This window comes from Paenibacillus psychroresistens (genome assembly GCF_009728935.1).
Taxonomy (GTDB): Bacteria; Bacillota; Bacilli; order Paenibacillales; family NBRC-103111; genus Paenibacillus_AC; species Paenibacillus_AC psychroresistens.
Genome location: NZ_CP034235.1, coordinates 3,385,880 through 3,408,874, shown reverse-complemented (window position 1 = coordinate 3,408,874; position 22,995 = coordinate 3,385,880). Strand labels below are relative to the sequence as shown.

Annotated in this window: 5 protein-coding genes; all 5 read right to left on the bottom strand. The window is 44.7% G+C overall.

The window, feature by feature from the left end; translation table 11 throughout:
* Window positions 1-9 precede the first annotated feature (9 nt).
* A complete protein-coding gene (locus tag EHS13_RS15255) occupies window positions 10-17,703 on the bottom strand; it encodes a non-ribosomal peptide synthetase (protein ID WP_227013950.1) in 17,694 nt (5,897 codons plus the stop codon).
* Window positions 17,704-17,993: 290 nt separating this feature from the next.
* Window positions 17,994-19,343 (bottom strand): ABC transporter substrate-binding protein, encoded by a 1,350-nt coding sequence (locus tag EHS13_RS15250; protein WP_155701161.1) that lies wholly within the window; start codon window positions 19,341-19,343, stop codon window positions 17,994-17,996.
* A gap of 48 nt (window positions 19,344-19,391) precedes the next feature.
* Window positions 19,392-21,296 carry a type I polyketide synthase gene (locus EHS13_RS15245; protein WP_155701160.1) on the bottom strand — a complete coding sequence of 635 codons (1,905 nt, stop codon included), beginning with the start codon at window positions 21,294-21,296 and terminating at the stop codon, window positions 19,392-19,394.
* A gap of 152 nt (window positions 21,297-21,448) precedes the next feature.
* Window positions 21,449-22,765: an ABC transporter substrate-binding protein gene (locus tag EHS13_RS15240; protein ID WP_155701159.1), complete on the bottom strand. Its 1,317-nt coding sequence runs from the start codon at window positions 22,763-22,765 to the stop codon at window positions 21,449-21,451.
* 90 nt (window positions 22,766-22,855) lie between these two features.
* Entirely contained in the window at window positions 22,856-22,990 is a 135-nt protein-coding gene (locus EHS13_RS37190; protein ID WP_264373587.1) for a hypothetical protein, read from the bottom strand.
* Window positions 22,991-22,995: the final 5 nt, after the last annotated feature.

Sequence of the window (22,995 nt, the reverse complement as noted above, 5' to 3'; positions counted from 1 at the left end):
AATCATTCATCAAAAATTAAAGGCAATATGCTCTACATGTACTTTATTAAGGGATTTAAGTTCATTTTCCAGTTCAATATTATTTAATTTTATAGTTTTATTAAAGATTACTATGTTTAATAATGTAGCAAAGCTACTTATTAATCGCTCAATTGTTTGTATTTCAAACATTTTATTGCTGTATTCCAACTGGCAGTGGATTTCTTCCGCTTCTTCCGCCACACTCAGCGTCAGATCAAATTTCGTGGCCTTGTTTTCGAATTCATATGGACTTAATGTGATGTTTTCCATTTGGATGTCTGACCGATCTGTATTCTGCAATACAAATAGGGTATCAAACAAAGGATTTCGGCTCATGTCCCGGCGCAGTGCCAGCTTCTCCACCAATTCTTCAAATGGGTAGTCTTGGTTTGCATACGCCTGCAAGGCATTCTCCTTCACCTCTTGCAGAAACGCCTCAAATGTTTTGTGCCCCTCCGCCTGGTTTCGCATCGGAAGCGTATTGACGAACATGCCTATCATCGGCTCCAAGTCGGCATGCGATCGACCTGCAATAGGCGATCCCACTATGATGTCTTCTTGACCGGAATACTTCGATAAAAGCACCGAATAGACGGCCAGCAATACCATATACAGCGTTGTTCCCGTTTCTGCCATAAGGCGGTACAAGCGTTCCTTCTCTTCTTTTCCGATCGTAAAGTCGACGCGGTTCCCCTCAAAGCTTTGGATAGGCGGTCTTGGATAATCCGTGGGCAGGTTCAGTATGGGAAGCTCTCCCGCAAATGTTGTGAGCCAATACGCTTCCTGCTGCTTCATCCCTTCACCCAAGAATAAAGCATGCTGCCAGGCCGCATAATCCTTGTACTGTATGCGCAATGCCGGCAGCTCTTTCCCTGCATAAAGCGCTGCGAATTCTCGGATGATGACACTCATGGACATCCCATCGGAAATAATATGATGCATGTCGTAGAGCAGGATATGACGCTCGGCATCCAATTGCAGCAGCCCTACCCGCAATAATGGCGCTTGGCTGAGGTCAAAGGAGCGGATGAAAGCTTTCACAATCGCTTCCGTTTGCCCCTCTTCTGCTTCCCTGACGTCCATGCGAAATTCCACATGCGGATGGACACGCTGAATCGGTTCCCCTTCCCTCCATTCAAACGAGGTACGCAGCGATTCGTGCCTTTGAATCAACGCTTCAAACGCAGCTATCAATCGCGCCCGATCCAAGTGACCCTCCATCGCCAGGACCCCTGGCATATTGTAGCTCGTCTGTGTCCCTTCAATTTGATCCAGGATAAACAGCCGCTTCTGCGCCGAGGAAACCGGATAAAACGCTTGCGCGGGTATCGGTTCAATTGCGGCATATGCGCTGGTTTTCAACCCCAGGATATAGGCTCCCATCGCTTTCACGGTCGGCCGTAGGAACACTTCCTTTAACGGTACCTCCACGTTAAACTCTTTATGTATTCTGGATACTAAAGTAACCGCTTTGATCGAATGACCACCCAGATCAAAAAAACTGTCCCGAACGCCTATTTGTACGACCCCAAGCAGGTTCTGCCAGAGAGCTGCCAGCCGCTGCTCCACTTCATTTTGGGGTGCTTCATAAAAAAGATTGTCTGTATCAGGCATCGGTTCAGGTAGCGATTGCTTATCGAGTTTGCCGTTAGCGGTTACTGGCATTTTCTCCAGCTGTACAAAGTGCGTTGGAATCATATAGTCCGGCAGCTCCTGTGACAGATAGTTCCTCAGGGCAGCTACAGTCAGCGCCTGATCTCCCACTAGATAGGCGCACAGATACAGCTGTCCGTCTTCGTCTTCCTTCGCCAGGACCACACTCTCTCGAATAAGCACGTGAAGCTCCAGCCGGTATTCAATTTCTCCCAGCTCAATGCGATGTCCGCGTATCTTAACCTGATGATCGATGCGTCCCACATATTCGAGGTTGCCATCCGGCAGCCACTTCGCCAAATCGCCTGTCCGGTACATCCGTTTCCCCGGTTCGAATGGATTCGCTACAAATTTCTCCGCCGTCAGCTCCGGACGGTTCAGATAGCCTCGGGCTACGCCTTCTCCGCCTACAAACAGTTCCCCGGCCACCCCAATGGGCATGAGGTTGCCCGTATGATTCAGAATGTACGTCGTTAATGTGGGAATGGCTTTCCCGATATCCTTCAAGTTAGCTTCCATTTCACGGTCGGTTATTTCCTTATACGTGACATGTACGGTCGTTTCCGTGATGCCGTACATATTAATCAGCTTGGTTTCCGGGTATCTCTCTCTCCAGCCCCTTAGTTTCGCCACACTCAGTGCTTCACCGCCGAATATGAGGTTGCGGACGTTGAGCTCCTTGTTAGCCGTGGCTAACGCCTCCTGCATTAAACTGTAGAAGGCCGTTGGCGTTTGATTCAAGATTGTAACCTGTTCCTTTTTGAGCAGCTGCACAAATTGCTTCGGATCCTGGGCAACTTCCTTAGCCACTACAATTAAAGTCCCCCCGTACAACAAAGCCCCGTACATTTCCCAAACCGAAAAATCGAAACAGAAGGAATGGAAGAGTGTCCATACATCATTCGCCTTGAAGTCAAATGGCATTTGGTCATTGAATAACAGACGAATGACGTTGCGATGCTCAATCATCACTCCCTTGGGTTTACCTGTTGTTCCCGAGGTGTAGATAATATACGCCAGATCATCGGGACAGGTAAGTGAAGGAAGGTTATCGCTTCTTGCCTTCCATATGGTTGGGTCCGCAACATCGATACACTCTCCAGTATAAGCAATCCGATTCATCAAGGGCTGAGGGGCGACTACAACCTTCGCTCCGCTGTCCGCCAACATAAACGCAATCCGTTCTTGTGGATAGTCCGGGTCAATCGGCAAATACGCCCCGCCTGCTTTCAAGATTCCCAGGATCCCGACAATCATCTCGAGCGAACGTTCAACCACTAGGCCTACGATACTGTCCGCTTGGACGCCTTTTGCTCTTAACAGGTAGGCGAGTTGGTTCGCACGCTCATTGAGCTCTTGGTATGTCAACTGCTGCTCCCCGAATACCACCGCTACATGATTTGGCGAACGCTCTGCCTGCTCCTCAAACACCTGCTGAATCGTCTTCTCCTGCGGGTAGCCTGCCTCGGCAGCATTGAACTCTGTTAAAATTTGCTCTCTCTCTTGCTGGGTAAGCAGCGCTAATTGCGATAGCGGCTGAATTCGATTTTCGGACACTTCCTCAAGCATATGCCTAAAATGCCCGGTCAACCGCTCTATCGTATCCATTTTGAACAAACGGCTGCTATATTCCAGCTGGAAGTGGATTACTTCCGCTTCTTCCGCCACACTCAGCGTCAGATCAAATTTCGTGGCCTTGTTTTCGAATTCATATGGACTTAATGTGATGTTTTCCATTTGGATGTCTGTCCGATCTGTATTCTGCAACACAAACAGGGTATCAAACAAGGGATTTCGGCTCATATCCCGGCGCAGCGCCAGCTTCTCCACCAATTCTTCAAATGGGTAATCTTGGTTTGCATACGCCTGCAAGGCATTCTCCTTCACCTCTTGCAGAAACGCCTCAAATGTTTTGTGCCCCTCCGCCTGGTTTCGCATCGGAAGCGTATTGACGAACATGCCTATCATCGGCTCCAAGTCGGCATGCGATCGACCTGCAATAGGCGATCCCACTATGATGTCTTCTTGACCGGAATACTTCGATAGAAGCACCGAATAGACGGCCAGCAATACCATATACAGCGTTGTTCCCGTTTCTGCCATAAGACGGTACAAGCGTTCCTTCTCTTCTTTTCCGATCGTAAAGTCGACGCGGTTCCCCTCAAAGCTTTGGATAGGCGGTCTTGGATAATCCGTGGGCAGGTTCAGTATGGGAAGCTCTCCCGCAAATGTTGTGAGCCAATACGCTTCCTGCTGCTTCATCCCTTCACCCAAGAATAAAGCATGCTGCCAGGCTGCATAGTCCTTGTACTGTATGCGCAATGCCGGCAGCTCTTTCCCTGCATAAAGCGCTGCAAATTCTCGGATGATGACACTCATGGACATCCCGTCGGAAATAATATGATGCATGTCGTAGAGCAGGATATGACGCTCGGCATCCAATTGCAGCAGCCCTACCCGCAATAATGGCGCTTGGCTGAGATCAAAGGAGCGGATGAACTCTTTCACAATCGCTTCTATTTGTCCTTCTTCTGCTTCCCTGACGTCCATGCGAAATTCCACATGCGGATGGACACGCTGAATCGGTTCCCCTTCCTTCCATTCAAACGAGGTACGCAGCGATTCGTGCCTTTGAATCAACGCTTCAAACGCTGCTATCAATCGCGCCCGATCCAAGTGGCCCTCCATCGCCAGGACCCCTGGCATATTGTAGCTCGTCTGTGTCCCTTCAATTTGATCCAGGATAAACAACCGCTTCTGCGCCGAGGAAACCGGATAAAACGCTTGCGCGGGTATCGGTTCTATTGCGGCATATGCGCTGGTTTTCAACCCCAGGATATAGGCTCCCATCGCTTTCACGGTCGGTCGTAGGAACACTTCCTTTAACGGTACCTCTACGTTCATTTCCTTATGGATGCGCGAGATGAGGGTTGTGGCTTTTAAGGAATGTCCGCCCTGTTCAAAAAAGTCATCTGCAATCCCCATTCGTTGGACACCCAATACCCCCTGCCAAATGTTTACCAAGGCGGCTTCCAGTGAATTTCTCGGGGGTTCATAGCCAATTCCGGAATCCATAACGGCTTCCGGTGCCGGTAATGCCTTAACATCCCGTTTCCCATTCGTCGTCAAAGGCATCCGCTCGATTTGAATAAAGTAGGAGGGGATCATATAGTTGGGTAAGGCTGCAGATAGATGACTCCTCAATTCTTTCGTATGCAATGGTTTGTTCGCAACGAAATAAGCACATACAAACTTATTGCCTTCATCCTCTTCCCGAATGGTAACGAATGTTTCCACGATAGATGCGTATGTATTCAACGCCGCTTCCACTTCACCCAATTCAATCCGATACCCACGAATCTTCACTTGCTGGTCGATCCGCCCCAAATAGGCTATATTTCCATCCGGCAGCCATCTCGCCAAATCGCCTGTTTTATATAACCGCTCACCTGGTATAAAGGGATTCGGAATAAATTTCTCTGCTGTCAATTCTGGGCGGTTGAGGTAGCCTCTGGCCAAGCCTGCACCGGCTACACAGAGTTCTCCGACTATTCCAATGGGTTGCAGTTCCATCATTGCATTCACAATATACACCTTGCTATTGCTAATGGGACGACCAATTGGAATGTTCTCATACGCATCTTGATCGATGGGGAAATAGGTTGAAAAGGTCGTATTTTCAGTGGGGCCATATCCGTTAATTATCTGTAAGGCCGGACACTCTTTCCTAACAGACCCGATATGATGGGGGGACAAGGCTTCCCCGCCTACAATTAAATGGGTTAAGCCATGGAATATAGCTGGATTCGTCTGAGAAAGTTGATTGAACAAGGAGGATGTCAACCACATCATGGAGATTTCGTAATCCGTTATGAGTTTTTGCAGTTTAAGCGGATGAAGTAAACTCTCTTTCGAAGCCAAAACTAACTGCAGCCCATTTAATAAGGCTCCCCATATTTCGAATGTGGACGCATCAAAAACCATTGCACCCGTTTGCAAGATGCGGTGTCCCTCGCTAAAGGTCATATAATTTGTATTTTGGACTAATCGCAGTACGCTTCGGTTTTCAACCATGACTCCCTTTGGTTTTCCGCTTGAACCAGAGGTATACATAACATAGGCCAAATCTCCCGACTGGTTGTTAGGTTCTAGATTGGCTCGATCTTCCTGATATAGCTGTGGGTCATCGATATCCAAAATTTCACCTGGAAAATGGCTTAAGCTTGCTCTTATCCAACCTGCGGTTAATAAGATGTCGCTGCCACTGTCTTCCAGCATAAAGGCAATCCGCTCTTGTGGATATTCCGGATCAATCGGCAAATACGCCCCGCCAGCTTTAAGAATGCCCAGGATGCCTACAATCATTTCAATGGAACGATCCACCATAATGCCCACGATGCTGTCTGCTTGAACCCCTTTTGCTCTTATCACTCTGGCGAGCTGGTTTGCACGTTCATTGAGCTCTTGGTACGTCAGCTGCTGCTCTCCGAATACCACCGCTACATGATGGGGTGAACGCTCTACCTGTTCCTCAAACACCTGGTGAATCGTTTTCTCCTGAGGATAGGTGGCTTCCGTTGTATTGAAATCCACGAGCAATTGTTTGCTTTCCTCACTTGAAAGAATACTTGTTTTATTAATGGGCTGGGTAATCGTTCCACTAACAAATATCTGTAAAATACGGGTATAGTACTGCATTAATTGATTGGCCATTTTTTCTTCCATGACCGTTTTTAAGACAATACTGCCTTGGTTTAGCGTGGTAGATACGGTGAAATCCAGCAGCGTATTCGTTTTCTCGTAACCGTCTACAACCAACAAATTCTCGGCAATCTCTTTTCTTTCAACCTGATTGTATATATGGAAATCCACATAGTTAAACAAAGTATCCAATATGGGATTCCCGTCATGGGCACTCTCTCCAATGCCCTTTACAATTTCAAATAAAGAGAGACGGCCAAATAACTTGAGCTCCACCTGTTTGGCTTGTACTTTTTTTATTAAATCATGCCACGACATTTCTGCTCCGATTACCATTCGAAATGGAACCGTATTTAGATGGCAGCCTAATATTTTCTCCCCGTCTTCGCAGACCGGTCTACTGTTCTCTACCGATCCTACAACCAAATCATTTCCATATGAAATCATATGTATCGTGTACAAATACGCTGTAAAACAGAGGGTTTTTAGCGATGTATCGCACTGCTGTGCCACTTTCCTCAATGCCTTAATAAAATCAAGCTCCAGGGGAAAGGTAACCATACTTCCTTTATTATTTTCCTTTGCGTACACGGGCAGTTCTAAGCGTTTATAGTCCTTCAGTTCCTCTTTCCAATATTGAATCATCTCCGGTTTATTTTTTATCACCATTTGTTCGGCAATAAATTCTCTGTAGCTGCTCTTTAAGGGGACGACCTCCACCCTTTCCCCCGCTTTCATTCTGAAATATACATTGACCAGTTCTGTCATGAAGGAGGCCACGCTCCAGCCATCCAATATGGCATGATGAAAAATCCAGCATATGCACACATGGTCCGCGTTTAGTGGAATTAGCTTCATTCTCCATAGAGGGGCAGCATGCAGCCTAAAAGGCTGTTTCCGATCCTCCGACAAAAACATGGTAATTTCGCTTTCTTGTTCATCCGGTTTTAAATGGGAAAGATTTAGTTCATCGATCACGGCTTTTCCCGCATAGTGAACGATTTGAATGGGCTGGCCATATTCTTCCACATGAAAGCTTGTCCTTAATATGGGGTGTTTGGCTACCATAAAGGACAATGCTTGGTTAAGCGTTTCGGTTGAAAAGGTCGGATCCTTGACCTGATAAACAAATTGATCATGGTACATCGCTTCTTCTGGGAACCGTAAGCTATGAAAAATCATTCCTTGTGCAATATCGCTCATCGGATACAGATCCTCCATATCCAACGGCAATTTTGACTTGTATGACGGGTTCTCCAGTATATCTTGCTTTAACCTGATTAATTCTATTTCTACGGCATGCTGCTGTTCATGATCAACCGCCTGCTCCGTACGCTGCTGCATGAACGCCGCCAAGAACCTAATCGTCGGATACTGATATAACTCTCTGATTTGGATATTCCATTCAAACCTTTTATTGATAGCGCTCACAAGCCGGATGCTTTTTATAGAATCGCCGCCTAAATCAAAAAAAGGATCGAGCACACCTATTGGGTCAACGCCCAACACGTCTTGCCAAATTTCAGCCAATTGTCGTTCAAATTCGTTCTGCGGCTCTTCGAATAAAGTCCCTGTGACCCTATACCCACTCGGTTCAGGTAGCGATTGCTTATCGAGTTTGCCGTTAGCGGTTACTGGCATTTTCTCGAGCTGTACAAAGTGCGTTGGAATCATATAATCCGGCAGCTCCTGTGACAGATAGTTCCTCAGGGCAGCTACAGTCAGCGCCTGATCTCCCACTAGGTAGGCGCACAGATACAGCTGTCCGTCTTCGTCTTCCTTCGCCAGGACCACACTCTCTCGAATAAGCGCGTGAAGCTCCAGCCGGTATTCAATTTCTCCCAGCTCGATGCGATGTCCGCGTATCTTGACCTGATGATCGATGCGTCCCACATATTCGAGGTTGCCATCCGGCAGCCACTTCGCCAGATCGCCTGTCCGGTACATCCGTTTCCCCGGTTCGAATGGATTCGCTACAAATTTCTCCGCCGTCAGCTCCGGACGGTTCAGATAGCCTCGGGCTACGCCTTCTCCGCCTACAAACAGTTCCCCGGCCACCCCAATGGGCATAAGGTTGCCCGTATGATTCAGAATGTACGTCGTTAATGTGGGAATGGCTTTCCCGATATCCTTCAAGTTAGCTTCCATTTCACGGTCGGTTATTTCCTTATACGTGACATGGACGGTCGTTTCCGTGATGCCGTACATATTAATCAGCTTGGTTTCCGGGTATCTCTCTCTCCAGCCCCTTAGTTTCGCCACACTCAGTGCTTCGCCGCCGAATATGAGGTTGCGGACGTTGAGCTCCTTGTTAGCCGTGGCTAACGCCTCCTGCATTAAACTGTAGAAGGCCGTTGGCGTTTGATTCAAGATTGTAACCTGTTCCTTTTTGAGCAGCTGCACAAATTGCTTCGGATCCTGGGCAACTTCCTTAGCCACTATAATTAAAGTCCCCCCGTACAACAAAGCCCCGTACATTTCCCAAACTGAAAAATCGAAACAGAAGGAATGGAAGAGTGTCCATACATCATTCGCCTTGAAGTCAAATGGCATTTGGTCATTGAATAACAGACGAATGACGTTGCGATGCTCAATCATCACTCCCTTGGGTTTACCTGTTGTTCCCGAGGTGTAGATAATATACGCCAGATCATCGGGACAGGTAAGTGAAGGAAGGTTATCGCTTCTTCCCTTCCATATGGTTGGGTCCGCAACATCGATACACTCTCCAGTATAAGCAATCCGATTCATCAAGGGCTGAGGGGCGACTACAACCTTCGCTCCGCTGTCCGCCAACATAAACGCAATCCGTTCTTGTGGATAGTCCGGGTCAATCGGCAAATACGCCCCGCCTGCTTTCAAGATTCCCAGGATCCCGACAATCATCTCGAGCGAACGTTCAACCACTAGGCCTACGATACTGTCCGCTTGGACGCCTTTTGCTCTTAACAGGTAGGCGAGTTGGTTCGCACGCTCATTGAGCTCTTGGTATGTCAACTGCTGCTCCCCGAATACCACCGCTACATGATTTGGCGAACGCTCTGCCTGCTCCTCAAACACCTGCTGAATCGTCTTCTCCTGCGGGTAGCCTGCCTCGGCAGCATTGAACTCTGTTAAAATTTGCTCTCTCTCTTGCTGGGTAAGCAGCGCTAATTGCGATAGCGGCTGAATTCGATTTTCGGACACTTCCTCAAGCATATGCCTAAAATGCCCGGTCAACCGCTCTATCGTATCCATTTTGAACAAACGGCTGCTATATTCCAGCTGGAAGTGGATTACTTCCGCTTCTTCCGCCACACTCAGCGTCAGATCAAATTTCGTGGCCTTGTTTTCGAATTCATATGGACTTAATGTGATGTTTTCCATTTGGATGTCTGTCCGATCTGTATTCTGCAACACAAACAGGGTATCAAACAAGGGATTTCGGCTCATATCCCGGCGCAGCGCCAGCTTCTCCACCAATTCTTCAAATGGGTAGTCTTGGTTTGCATACGCCTGCAAGGCATTCTCCTTCACCTCTTGCAGAAACGCCTCAAATGTTTTGTGCCCCTCCGCCTGGTTTCGCATCGGAAGCGTATTGACGAACATGCCTATCATCGGCTCCAAGTCGGCATGCGATCGACCTGCAATAGGCGATCCCACTATGATGTCTTCTTGACCGGAATACTTCGATAAAAGCACCGAATAGACGGCCAGCAATACCATATACAGCGTTGTTCCCGTTTCTGCCATAAGGCGGTACAAGCGTTCCTTCTCTTCTTTTCCGATCGTAAAGTCGACGCGGTTCCCCTCAAAGCTTTGGATAGGCGGTCTTGGATAATCCGTGGGCAGGTTCAGTATGGGAAGCTCTCCCGCAAATGTTGTGAGCCAATACGCTTCCTGCTGCTTCATCCCTTCACCCAAGAATAAAGCATGCTGCCAGGCCGCATAATCCTTGTACTGTATGCGCAATGCCGGCAGCTCTTTCCCTGCATAAAGCGCTGCGAATTCTCGGATGATGACACTCATGGACATCCCATCGGAAATAATATGATGCATGTCGTAGAGCAGGATATGACGCTCGGCATCCAATTGCAGCAGCCCTACCCGCAATAATGGCGCTTGGCTGAGGTCAAAGGAGCGGATGAAGTCTTTCACCATCCCTTCCGTTTGCCCCTCTTCTGCTTCCCTGACATCCATGTGAAATTCCACATGCGGATGGACACGCTGAATCGGTTCCCCTTCCTTCCATTCAAACGAGGTACGCAGCGATTCGTGCCTTTGAATCAACGCTTCAAACGCCGCTATCAATCGCGCCCGATCCAAGTGACCCTCCATCGCCAGGACCCCTGGCATATTGTAGCTCGTCTGTGTCCCTTCAATTTGATCCAGGATAAACAGTCGCTTCTGCGCCGAGGAAACCGGATAAAACGCTTGCGCGGGTATCGGTTCTATTGCGGCATATGCGCTGGTTTTCAACCCCAGGATATAGGCTCCCATCGCTTTCACAGTCGGCCGTAGGAACACTTCCTTTAACGGTACCTCCACGTTAAACTCTTTATGTATTCTGGATACTAAAGTAACCGCTTTGATCGAATGACCGCCCAGATCAAAAAAACTGTCCCGAACGCCTATTTGTACGACCCCAAGCAGGTTCTGCCAGAGAGCCGCCAGCCGCTGCTCCACTTCATTTTGGGGTGCTTCATAAAAAAGATTGTCTGTATCAGGCGTCGGTTCAGGTAGCGATTGCTTATCGAGTTTGCCGTTAGCGGTTACTGGCATTTTCTCCAGCTGTACAAAGTGCGTTGGAATCATATAGTCCGGCAGCTCCTGTGACAGATAGTTCCTCAGGGCAGCTACAGTCAGCGCCTGATCTCCCACTAGATAGGCGCACAGATACAGCTGTCCGTCTTCGTCTTCCTTCGCCAGGACCACACTCTCTCGAATAAGCACGTGAAGCTCCAGCCGGTATTCAATTTCTCCCAGCTCAATGCGATGTCCGCGTATCTTAACCTGATGATCGATGCGTCCCACATATTCGAGGTTGCCATCCGGCAGCCACTTCGCCAAATCGCCTGTCCGGTACATCCGCTTCCCCGGTTCGAATGGATTCGCTACAAATTTCTCCGCCGTCAGCTCCGTACGGTTCAGATAGCCTCGAGCTACGCCTTCTCCGCCCACAAACAGTTCCCCGGCCACCCCAATGGGCATGAGATTGCCCGTATGATTCAGAATGTACGTCGTTAATGTGGGAATAGCTTTCCCGATATCCTTCAAGTTGGCTTCCATTTCACGGTCGGTTATTTCCTTATACGTGACATGTACGGTCGTTTCCGTGATGCCGTACATATTAATCAGCTTGGTTTCCGGGTACCTCTCTCTCCAGCCCCTTAGCTTCGCCACACTCAGTGCTTCGCCGCCGAATATGAGGTTGCGGACGTTGAGCTCCTTGTTAGCCGTGGCTAACGCCTCCTGCATTAAACTGTAGAAGGCCGTTGGCGTTTGATTCAAGATCGTAACCTGTTCCTTTTTCAGCAGCTGCACAAATTGCTTCGGATCCTGGGCAACTTCCTTAGCCACTACAATTAAAGTCCCCCCGTACAACAAAGCCCCGTACATTTCCCAAACCGAAAAATCGAAACAGAAGGAATGGAAGAGTGTCCATACATCATTCGCCTTGAAGTCAAATGGCATTTGGTCATTGTATAGCAGACGAATGACGTTGCGATGCTCAATCATCACTCCCTTGGGTTTACCTGTTGTTCCCGAGGTGTAGATAATATACGCCAGATCATCGGGACGGGTAAGTGAAGGAAGGTTATCGCTTCTTCCCTTCCATACAGTTGGGTCAGCTATATCGATACACGCTCCGGCATAAGCAATCCGATTCATCAAGGGCTGCGGGGCGACTACAACCTTCGCTCCACTGTCTGCCAGCATAAACGCAATCCGTTCTTGTGGATAGTCCGGGTCAATCGGCAAATACGCCCCGCCTGCTTTCAAGATTCCCAGGATCCCGACAATCATCTCGAGCGAACGTTCAACCACTAGGCCCACGATACTGTCCGCTTGGACGCCTTTTGCTCTTAACAGGTAGGCGAGTTGGTTCGCACGCTCATTGAGCTCTTGGTAGGTCAACTGCTGTTCTTTATATACTATCGCAATACTATCCGGAGTTTTGTTTACTTGATTTTCGAAAGCCTGATGAATAGTCATATTTCTTGGAAAACTCGTTTGGGCAGCATTGAACTCTGTTAAAATTTGCTCTCTCTCTTGCTGGGTGAGCAGCGCTAATTGCGATAGCGGCTGAATTCGATTTTCGGACACTTCCTCAAGCATATGCCTAAAATGCCCGGTCAACCGCTCTATCGTATCCTTTTTGAACAAACGGCTGCTATATTCCAGCTGGCAGTGGATTTCTTCCGCTTCTTCCGCCACACTCAGCGTCAGATCGAATTTCGTGGCCTTGTTTTCGAATTCATATGGACTTAATGTAATGTTTTCTATTTGGATGTCTGCCCGATCTGTATTCTGCAACACAAACAGAGTATCAAACACGGGATTTCGGCTCATATCCCGGCGCAGCGCCAGCTTCTCCACCATTTCTTCAAATGGGTAGTCTTGGTTTGCATACGCCTGCAAGGCATTCTCCTTCACCTCTTGCAGAAACGCCTCAAATGTTTTGTGCCCCTCCGCCTGGTTTCGCATCGGAAGCGTATTGACGAACATGCCTATCATCGGCTCCAAGTCGGCATGCGATCGACCTGCAATAGGCGATCCCACTATGATGTCTTCTTGACCGGAATACTTCGATAGAAGCACCGAATAGACGGCCAGCAATACCATATACAGCGTTGTTCCCGTTTCTGCCATAAGGCGGTACAAGCGTTCCTTCTCTTCTTTTCCGATCGTAAAGTCGACGCGGTTCCCCTCAAAGCTTTGGATAGGCGGTCTTGGATAATCCGTGGGCAGGTTCAGTATGGGAAGCTCTCCCGCAAATGTTGTGAGCCAATACGCTTCCTGCTGCTTCATCCCTTCACCCAAGAATAAAGCATGCTGCCAGGCCGCATAGTCCTTGTACTGTATGCGCAATGCCGGCAGCTCTTTCCCTGCATAAAGCGCTGCGAATTCTCGGATGATGACACTCATGGACATCCCATCGGAAATAATATGATGCATGTCGTAGAGCAGGATATGACGCTCGGCATCCAATTGCAGCAGCCCTACCCGCAATAATGGCGCTTGGCTGAGGTCAAAGGAGCGGATGAAAGCTTTCACAATCGCTTCCATTTGCCCTTCTTCTGCTTCCCTGACGTCCATGCGAAATTCCACATGCGGATGGACACGCTGAATCGGTTCCCCTTCCCTCCATTCAAACGAGGTACGCAGCGATTCGTGCCTTTGAATCAACGCTTCAAACGCTGCTATCAATCGCGCCCGATCCAAGTGACCCTCCATCGCCAGGACCCCTGGCATATTGTAGCTCGTCTGTGTCCCTTCAATTTGATCCAGGATAAACAACCGCTTCTGCGCCGAGGAAACCGGATAAAACGCTTGCGCGGGTATCGGTTCAATTGCGGCATATGCGCTGGTTTTCAACCCCAGGATATAGGCTCCCATCGCTTTCACGGTCGGCCGTAGGAACACTTCCTTTAACGGTACCTCCACGTTCATTTCCTTATGGATGCGCGAGATGAGGGTTGTGGCTTTTAAGGAATGTCCGCCCTGTTCAAAAAAGTCATCTGCAATCCCCATTCGTTGGACACCCAATACCCCCTGCCAAATGTTTACCAAGGCGGCTTCCAGTGAATTTCTCGGGGGTTCATAGCCAATTCCGGAATCCATAACGGCTTCCGGTGCCGGTAATGCCTTAACATCCCGTTTCCCATTCGTCGTCAAAGGCATCCGCTCGATTTGAATAAAGTAGGAGGGGATCATATAGTTGGGTAAGGCTGCAGATAGATGACTCCTCAATTCTTTCGTATGCAATGGTTTGTTCGCAACGAAATAAGCACATACAAACTTATTGCCTTCATCCTCTTCCCGAATGGTAACGAAAGTTTCCACGATAGATGCGTATGTATTCAACGCCGCTTCCACTTCACCCAATTCAATCCGATACCCACGAATCTTCACTTGCTGGTCGATCCGCCCCAAATAGGCTATATTTCCATCCGGCAGCCATCTCGCCAAATCGCCTGTTTTATATAACCGCTCACCTGGTATAAAGGGATTCGGAATAAATTTCTCTGCTGTCAATTCTGGGCGGTTGAGGTAGCCTCTGGCCAAGCCTGCACCGGCTACACAGAGTTCTCCGGCTATTCCAATGGGTTGCAGTTCCATCATTGCATTCACAATATACACCTTGCTATTGCTGATGGGACGACCAATTGGAATGTTCTCATACGCATCTTGATCGATGGGGAAATAGGTTGAAAAGGTCGTATTTTCAGTGGGGCCATATCCGTTAATTATCTGTAAGGCCGGACACTCTTTCCTAACAGACCCGATATGACGGGGGGACAAGGCTTCCCCGCCTACAATTAAATGGGTTAAGCCATGGAATATAGCTGGATTCGTCTGAGAAAGTTGATTGAACAAGGAGGATGTCAACCACATCATGGAGATTTCGTAATCCGTTATGAGTTTTTGCAGTTTAAGCGGATGAAGTAAACTCTCTTTCGAAGCCAAAACTAACTGCAGCCCATTTAATAAGGCTCCCCATATTTCGAATGTGGACGCATCAAAAACCATTGCACCCGTTTGCAAGATGCGGTGTCCCTCGCTAAAGGTCATATAATTTGTATTTTGGACTAATCGCAGTACGCTTCGGTTTTCAACCATGACTCCCTTTGGTTTTCCGCTTGAACCAGAGGTATACATAACATAGGCCAAATCTCCCGACTGGTTGTTAGGTTCTAGATTGGCTCGATCTTCCTGATATAGCTGTGGGTCATCGATATCCAAAATTTCACCTGGAAAATGGTTTAAGCTTGCTCTTATCCAACCTGCGGTTAATAAGATGTCGCTGCCACTGTCTTCCAGCATAAAGGCAATCCGCTCTTGTGGATATTCCGGATCAATCGGCAAATACGCCCCGCCAGCTTTAAGAATGCCCAGGATGCCTACAATCATTTCAATGGAACGATCCACCATAATGCCCACGATGCTGTCTGCTTGAACCCCTTTTGCTCTTATCACTCGGGCGAGCTGGTTTGCACGTTCATTGAGCTCTTGGTACGTCAGCTGCTGCTCTCCGAATACCACCGCTACATAATGGGGCGATCGCTCTACCTGTTCCTCAAACACCTGGTGAATCGTTTTCTCCTGAGGATAGCTCGACTTGGCTGAATTAAATTCCGTTAAAATTTGTTTTTTCTCTTGTTCTGTCAGCAATGTTAATTGAGACAGCAACAGGTTCTGGTTATTCACTACTTGCTCAAGAATATGTAAGAAGTGTCCAGTAAATCGTTCGATTGTTTTATTTTCGAACAATTTACTGCTGAATTCCAGCTGGCAACGGATTCCTTCCACTTCCTCCACTGCTCTCAACGTTAGATCAAATTTCGTGACATCGTTTTCAAATTCATAAGTATTTAATGTGATATTTTCTAATTGGATGTCTGCCCGATCTGTATTCTGCAACACAAACAGGGTATCAAACAAGGGATTTCGGCTCATATCCCGGCGCAGCGCCAGCTTCTCCACCATTTCTTCAAATGGGTAGTCTTGGTTTGCATACGCCTGCAAGGCATTCTCCTTCACCTCTTGCAGAAACGCCTCAAATGTTTTGTGCCCCTCCGCCTGGTTTCGCATCGGAAGCGTATTGACGAACATGCCTATCATCGGCTCCAAGTCGGCATGCGATCGACCTGCAATAGGCGATCCCACTATGATGTCTTCTTGACCGGAATACTTCGATAGAAGCACCGAATAGACGGCCAGCAATACCATATACAGCGTTGTTCCCGTTTCTGCCATAAGGCGGTACAAGCGCTCCTTCTCTTCTTTTCCGATCGTAAAGTCGACGCGGTTCCCCTCAAAGCTTTGGATAGGCGGTCTTGGGTAATCCGTGGGCAGGTTCAGTATGGGAAGCTCTCCCGCAAATGTTGTGAGCCAATATGCTTCCTGCTGCTTCATCCCTTCGCCCAAGAATAAGGCATGCTGCCAGGCCGCGTAGTCCTTGTACTGTATACGCAATGCCGGCAGCTCTTCCCCTGCATAAAGCGCTGCAAATTCTCGGATGATGACACTCATGGACATCCCATCGGAAATAATATGATGCATGTCGTAGAGCAGGATATGACGCTCGGCATCCAATTGCAGCAGCTCTACCCGCAATAATGGCGCTTGGCTGAGGTCAAAGGAGCGGATGAAAGCTTTCACAATCGCTTCTATTTGTCCTTCTTCTGCTTCCCTGACGTCCATGCGAAATTCCACATGCGGATGGACACGCTGAATCGGTTCCCCTTCCCTCCATTCAAACGAGGTACGCAACGATTCGTGCCTTTGTATCAACGCTTCAAACGCCGCTATCAATCGCGCCCGATCCAAGTGGCCTTTCATCGCCAGGACCCCTGGCATATTGTAGCTCGTCTGGGTCCCTTCAATTTGATCCAGAATAAACAACCGCTTCTGCGCCGAGGAAACCGGATAAAACGCTTGCTCGGGTATAGGTTCGATTGAGGTAAACAGGCTTATTTCTGATCCTTGAATATATCCCCACAATCCATTAATTGTAGGATTTCTAAACATATCTAAAAGTAAAATTTCCACATTAAATATCTTTTGTATCTTTGATAACAAAGTTATAGCTAAGAGAGAATGTCCACCCAAATTAAAAAAACTATCTTCACTAGAAATCGAATTTAACCCTAATACTTCCTCCCACAATTCAATAAGTATTTCTTTATTTTGATTATTTTCAGAAATATGAAACTCAATATCGAAAAGCATGGATAGGTTACTTTGTTGTTCTTCAATTAATGAGTTTATTTCTACTAAACTAGTATCAGGAGCATTTAATACCCTATTTAAAAAATTAAAAAGCTCTAAAATAATTGTTTTCATTTCAGGTATACTAAATAAAATAGAGTCGCAATGAAAATGCAAGTCTACTTTCTCTTCAACAATATTAAATATAAAAATTGAATTTATCTGTAAATCTACTAAACACTCTTTATTATGAATGTTTTTCAATACAACAACCGTGTTGAATATTTCTTTTGACAAAAATAAATCTTTTTGACTTTTATGATTTTTATCAAGCTCCATAACGTTCTCTTTAATTATATTTAACCATTCTTTGAATGAAATCTCGGGAATATATTGCGCTTGTATAGTAAGCATCTTATTTATAAGGGAGGGATTATGAACATTTTGTTTAAATTCTGGTATTCCAACAAGGAGATCTTGATTTCCTGAAAATTTATATAAAAGATACTTTACACTCGATAACAAGATCAAAAAGACTCCATATTCGGAGCCTTTACTGACAGAAATCAATTTTTCACAAATTTCATTTGGAAGATTACAAATAATGGTATTTGTAAGCGGCTTTCTGTTTAACATAATAGTTTCATATCCCTTTCAATTTCAAATTAGATACATAATTAATAAAATTGTCTGGATGTTTTTTTCTATTCTTGCTCTGCTTTTGAAGCAATAGCTAAATCAACTTTTTTGGCAAGCGCTGTTAATTCTGTCTGAAGGTCTTTGTTATCGGATTCAAGCATACTAAACACATCTGTCCGTATAAAATTCTGTAATAATGCATTCCAGTCTTTATTGAGCATGTTTGCACTTTTCTTCACATAATTGTACTGATTATACATAACAGAGAAATAAGGATCTTTTATTGCATTTGCAGCTTCAATTACCTTACTTGATGTAACTACAGATTTAGTTAACAATTCTTCTGTAATATCACTATCATCTATTGCAAGCAACCTGATAAATTCCCAAGCCAGCTTAGGATTCTTTGATTTAGTGGAGATCCCGATATTACTAACATATCCAATATTTGCTTTAATACCATCTTTAAAGTGAGGAATACCAGCCATTCCAATCTTTGTTTTTAATTTTGAGTCCATATTTGTAAAAAAACTATAATATGACATAGCCATTCCTGTTTGATTAGAAAAGAGACTTGTAGTTGCAGAATTAAAATTATCCATTTTTGGGGATACGTTTCTATTCTTAATTATTTCATGAAGCCATTTAAATGCTTCTACGCTCTCCTTACTGTCCAGGTAACCAGTTGCTGTTAAACCATCAGGTGACAATAGAGATCCTCCTTTGCTTAATACAAGAGGTTCAATTAGATCCATTATGAAGGGGATGCTTGCTCCATATTTTCCAAGCTCTTCGCCGCTATTTGCAGACTGAAGTTTTATAGCGATTTCAACAAATTCCTCCCATGTCCAGTCATCTTTTGGATAGGGGATGTTTGCCTTGTCAAACCATTCCTTATTGTATCCAATAACAGAAGGCTCGAGATTTAAGGTTATTCCATATATACTGCCATCACTAGTCGAAAGACTTAATAGATTCCCTGTAAAAAATTCATTCAAATCTATATCTCCAGTTTTTGTAAAAACGTTAAGATCAGTTAAAATCCCCTTTTTAGCATAATCTTGCAATTCAGCTCCCAAAATTAAAATTACATCCATAGGGCCACCATTTTTATATAATGCTTCTACTGTCGACGCATATTGACTGAATGAAATATCTTTAATAATAACCGTAATATCCGGATGTGTTTCTTCAAACTTCTTCTTGGCTTTATCATAAATTGCTCGAAGTTTCGTACCATCCTCATTGGAAGGTGCAAAATTTAAAAAAGTTAACTCTTGTGAAACTGATTTCAGAATCGGTGTAAAAGTTTCCTCAGGTACTAGTGTTTCTACAGCTTTGTTTGCAGGTGAAGAACAACCAATTATGGATACTAATAATATTAAAACCGTTATCATTGAAATGATTTTTTTCATGTCTGACTCCTCCTTCGAATGTTAGAACAAAAGAAAAAAAGGTAAATATTAGAAATTAAAAGTAATTTCTTTCAGTATATCTTTTGGTTTCGTTACCTTAGAATTATTCAAGTCAGAATTTTGTATCCAACACCTCTGATTCTCAAAACAATATAAAGGTAATCTTACCTTCATCCGCTTCTTACCTTCGTATAACTTCTCCCAATCTACTTCTGCACCTTTAGTGTACAACTTACACATTTCGTCCAAAATCCCCATTCCTGGCTCATTTATTTGTTGAAAAGGCACTCTGGCTGCCAAATCTAATTTCTGCATAAAATCATTTCTATCTTCAAAAATAATGGCAAGTCTATGTTGATAATGGCCCCGGCCTGTATTAGCCGTGTAACAAACGTCCGCTAGGTCAAGATCAATATTATTCGTTATAAATTCTGTATACCGTTCAATTAGTCTAAGCAACGAGCCCTCGCTTTTTGCCGACAAGGTAAAGATTTGAGGCTCAACTGCAGCTCTCTCCTGTACAAAAGCTGCTTCCGGTGCTTCCTCCAAAACAACGTGGCAGTTAGTTCCGCTAAAACCAAATGAACTCACCCCACACCTTCTCGGCGAATCTTCACTTACCCACTTCTGCAATTTATCGTTAATATATACAGGAGACTGATCAAAATTGATGTTGCGGTTAGGCCTTTCAAAATGGACCATAGGCGGAATTTCTTTGTGCTTTAAAGCTAGGGCTGCCTTAATTATCGCAACGATTCCTGCAGCACTATCGGTATGTCCAATACTGGTTTTTAAAGATCCTATTGCGCAAAATTGCTTCTTATCCGTATATCTTCGAAATGCTTTTTGAATCGCATCAATTTCTATAGGATCGCCAATTTTTGTCGCTGTACCCATGGCTTCAATGTAAGAAATGGTTTGTGGATCGATCTCGGCATCCTTCCAGGCACGTAGAATCACATCTTCCTGCGCTGCAACATTAGGCGTTGTGATGCCAATAGATTTTCCATCTTGATTAATAGCGCTGCCCTTTATAACTGCGTAAATATGATCCCCCTCTTTAATAGCCTTACTTAAAGGTTTAATGAGGATCGCTGCGATACCTTCGCTTAAAACGGTCCCATCTGCACTTTCATCAAAAGCTTTGGCCTTGGACTGTTTCTGTGATTCAATACCGTAGGAAATAATTCGATCCACTGGCATAAGAAGGATTCGAATTCCGCCAACAAGAGCCTGGTCACATTCACCGGTTCTTATGCTTTGAGTCGCGAGATGCAGCGCTACAAGAGAAGAGGAACAAGCAGTGTCAATAAGCATACTGGGCCCTCTGAAATTCAGGAGCTGGGGAAGCCTCTTACTAATAATCGCCGAAATATTACCCATGACTGATATCTCAAATGAAGCAGGCTCAACATGAGAAACAAATTGACCATACATCGGCCATCCGCTGTAACCTACATACAACCCTGTTCTGCTCCCAGTCAGCTTTTCCCCTCCATATCCGGCATCTTCAAGGGTATTCCACGCTGTTTGCAGAAACAATCTTTGAACCGGATCCATCAGGCTTGCTTCTTTTGGAGAAATATTAAAAAATTTATAATCAAATTTATCAATTTCATCCAGGTATCCGCCAGCGCTATACGTGATCTCCTTATCCTTCATGTAGGTATACTGTATGAGCCGTTCAACATCCATTTGCCTAGTCTCCGGAAAGTCTGATATACAATCAACACCATGTCTCAAATTATCCCAAAACTCATCCAAACTGTTTGCCTTTGGTAATTTAGCAGACATTCCAACAATGGCCATGTTCTCATATGAATTCGAACGGACCTCATTCTCGTTAAGTGATACGCTTTCATTCTTTAATGTTTCGAGCAGCTTTGCCCCAAGATTCCTTTCTATTTGTCCAGAGACAATATTCTCAAAAATAATTTTTGCTATCTTTTCCATATTGGCTCCTTTGTTAAATTATCCCTAAAATCCAATCACTTACTCTTATAATACGTTTCATTTATAGTCATGTCAACGAATTAATGTTTATATTATAAACAATAATTTATAAAGATAATGGTCTCCTATGATTTACTCAGGAAAAAATTCTCTTACTCTCCTTTCAAATTGTCCAGCATTTTATCTAATTTCAAAGCCAACTCATCCAGAAATAATTGAAGACTAGATTCATCACTGTTAATAAAGTTTGTCATCTCACTTTTGTTTATTTGATAATGAATGTTATACCATTCTTTGATTTTGTTATTAACATTTGGAACTATATAGTCTAATTCATTCACGTAATTCACCTTATTTGGATTCGTCTTCAGTACATCCTGATAGGCTGTCTTTGGTGTAATCCAGTTGCCACCTGCTAATTGTTGTGACATTTCATTATTATCAAGCAGGATACTTCTAAGGAATTTCCATGAAGCTTGTGCATTTTTTGATTTTGACGAGATTCCAATACCAGTTGCAGAGCTCGAGGTCACCCGAATTCCTTCCTTAAAATGAGGCAAAGCTACATAACTATACCTTTCATCTGAGATACCTGAAGTTATATCTGGAATAATATTATTAGTCGAATAGGCTGACCAACCTATTGCCATACCAACTTCATTAGTAGTTAACATTTGAAGTGGTGTTCTCCAGTTCCCACTAGACTCAACAGGAGATAACTTTTGCAGCTTAATTAAATCATACACCCATTTAAAAGCTTTCAAGGATTGTTTATTGTTGAGATATCCGCTTGCTTTTGAAAAGTCAGGAGATAAGATGCTTCCACCTAGACTTATAATTAATGGTTCAATAAATTCTAAGCCAAAGGGAAATACAACCCCATATTCACTCTGATTAAAGGCTTTTAGCTCTTTTGCTGTTTCCATGAATTCTTCCCAAGTCCATTCATCCGATGGATAGCCAATATTGGCGTTATCAAACCACTTTTTGTTATAGAAAACTCCAATTGAATTATATTGATTTGGAATAGCTAATAACTCTCCTTCTATGACAAATAAATCGTTGAATTTATCGTAAAAGTAATCTTCATCATTTAATTGATCTAGTTTAATAAACTTTTTCAAGTCGGTTAGATAACCCTGTTCGTTATAATCTGCAACATCTTGAGCCCACATAGTAATTATATCGGGTGGGTTGTTGTCAGTTACTCTTTTATTCAATTCAGTAGTGTAATTATCATAACTGGCTGTTTCTAATTTTATTGTTATAGTAGGATTCTCATCTTGAAATTTTTCGATGGACTTTTCTATTGACTTCTTTTTCGTTAAATCATAAGCACTATAACCAAACTCCATTAAATAAGATAATGTCGTCTCCTCCTTAACAGTTGTATTAACGGTATTGTAATCACAACCAATAGCTCCAAGAATAATAAGCACTATTGGAAAAAATTTAAGTGTTTTCCTCATCCAATACCCCCGCTATAACAATTAATGTCAGCAATCTTATTGAGCTCTTGTTATCCCATACGTTTAAATTGTTTAAATAAGCTACTTCTATTACTTTTGAAGTTCTTTGATGCGGGCAACTTCAATTAATAGCTGCTTAACTCTTTGAGGTGTTATGGTCTGATGAGTCTCTTCATTTAACTTTTGGATCAAAGAAAACAAGTCAATTTCGATTATTTTCTTCATAAATC

Excerpts from the sequence above, each read along its gene's own strand:
- EHS13_RS37190 (WP_264373587.1), bottom strand. The coding sequence starts at position 22,990 with ATGAAGAAAATAATCGAAATTGACTTGTTTTCTTTGATCCAAAAGTTA.
- EHS13_RS15250 (WP_155701161.1), bottom strand. The coding sequence starts at position 19,343 with ATGAAAAAAATCATTTCAATGATAACGGTTTTAATATTATTAGTATCC.
- EHS13_RS15245 (WP_155701160.1), bottom strand. The coding sequence starts at position 21,296 with ATGGAAAAGATAGCAAAAATTATTTTTGAGAATATTGTCTCTGGACAA.
- EHS13_RS15255 (WP_227013950.1), bottom strand. The coding sequence starts at position 17,703 with ATGCTTACTATACAAGCGCAATATATTCCCGAGATTTCATTCAAAGAA.
- EHS13_RS15240 (WP_155701159.1), bottom strand. The coding sequence starts at position 22,765 with ATGAGGAAAACACTTAAATTTTTTCCAATAGTGCTTATTATTCTTGGA.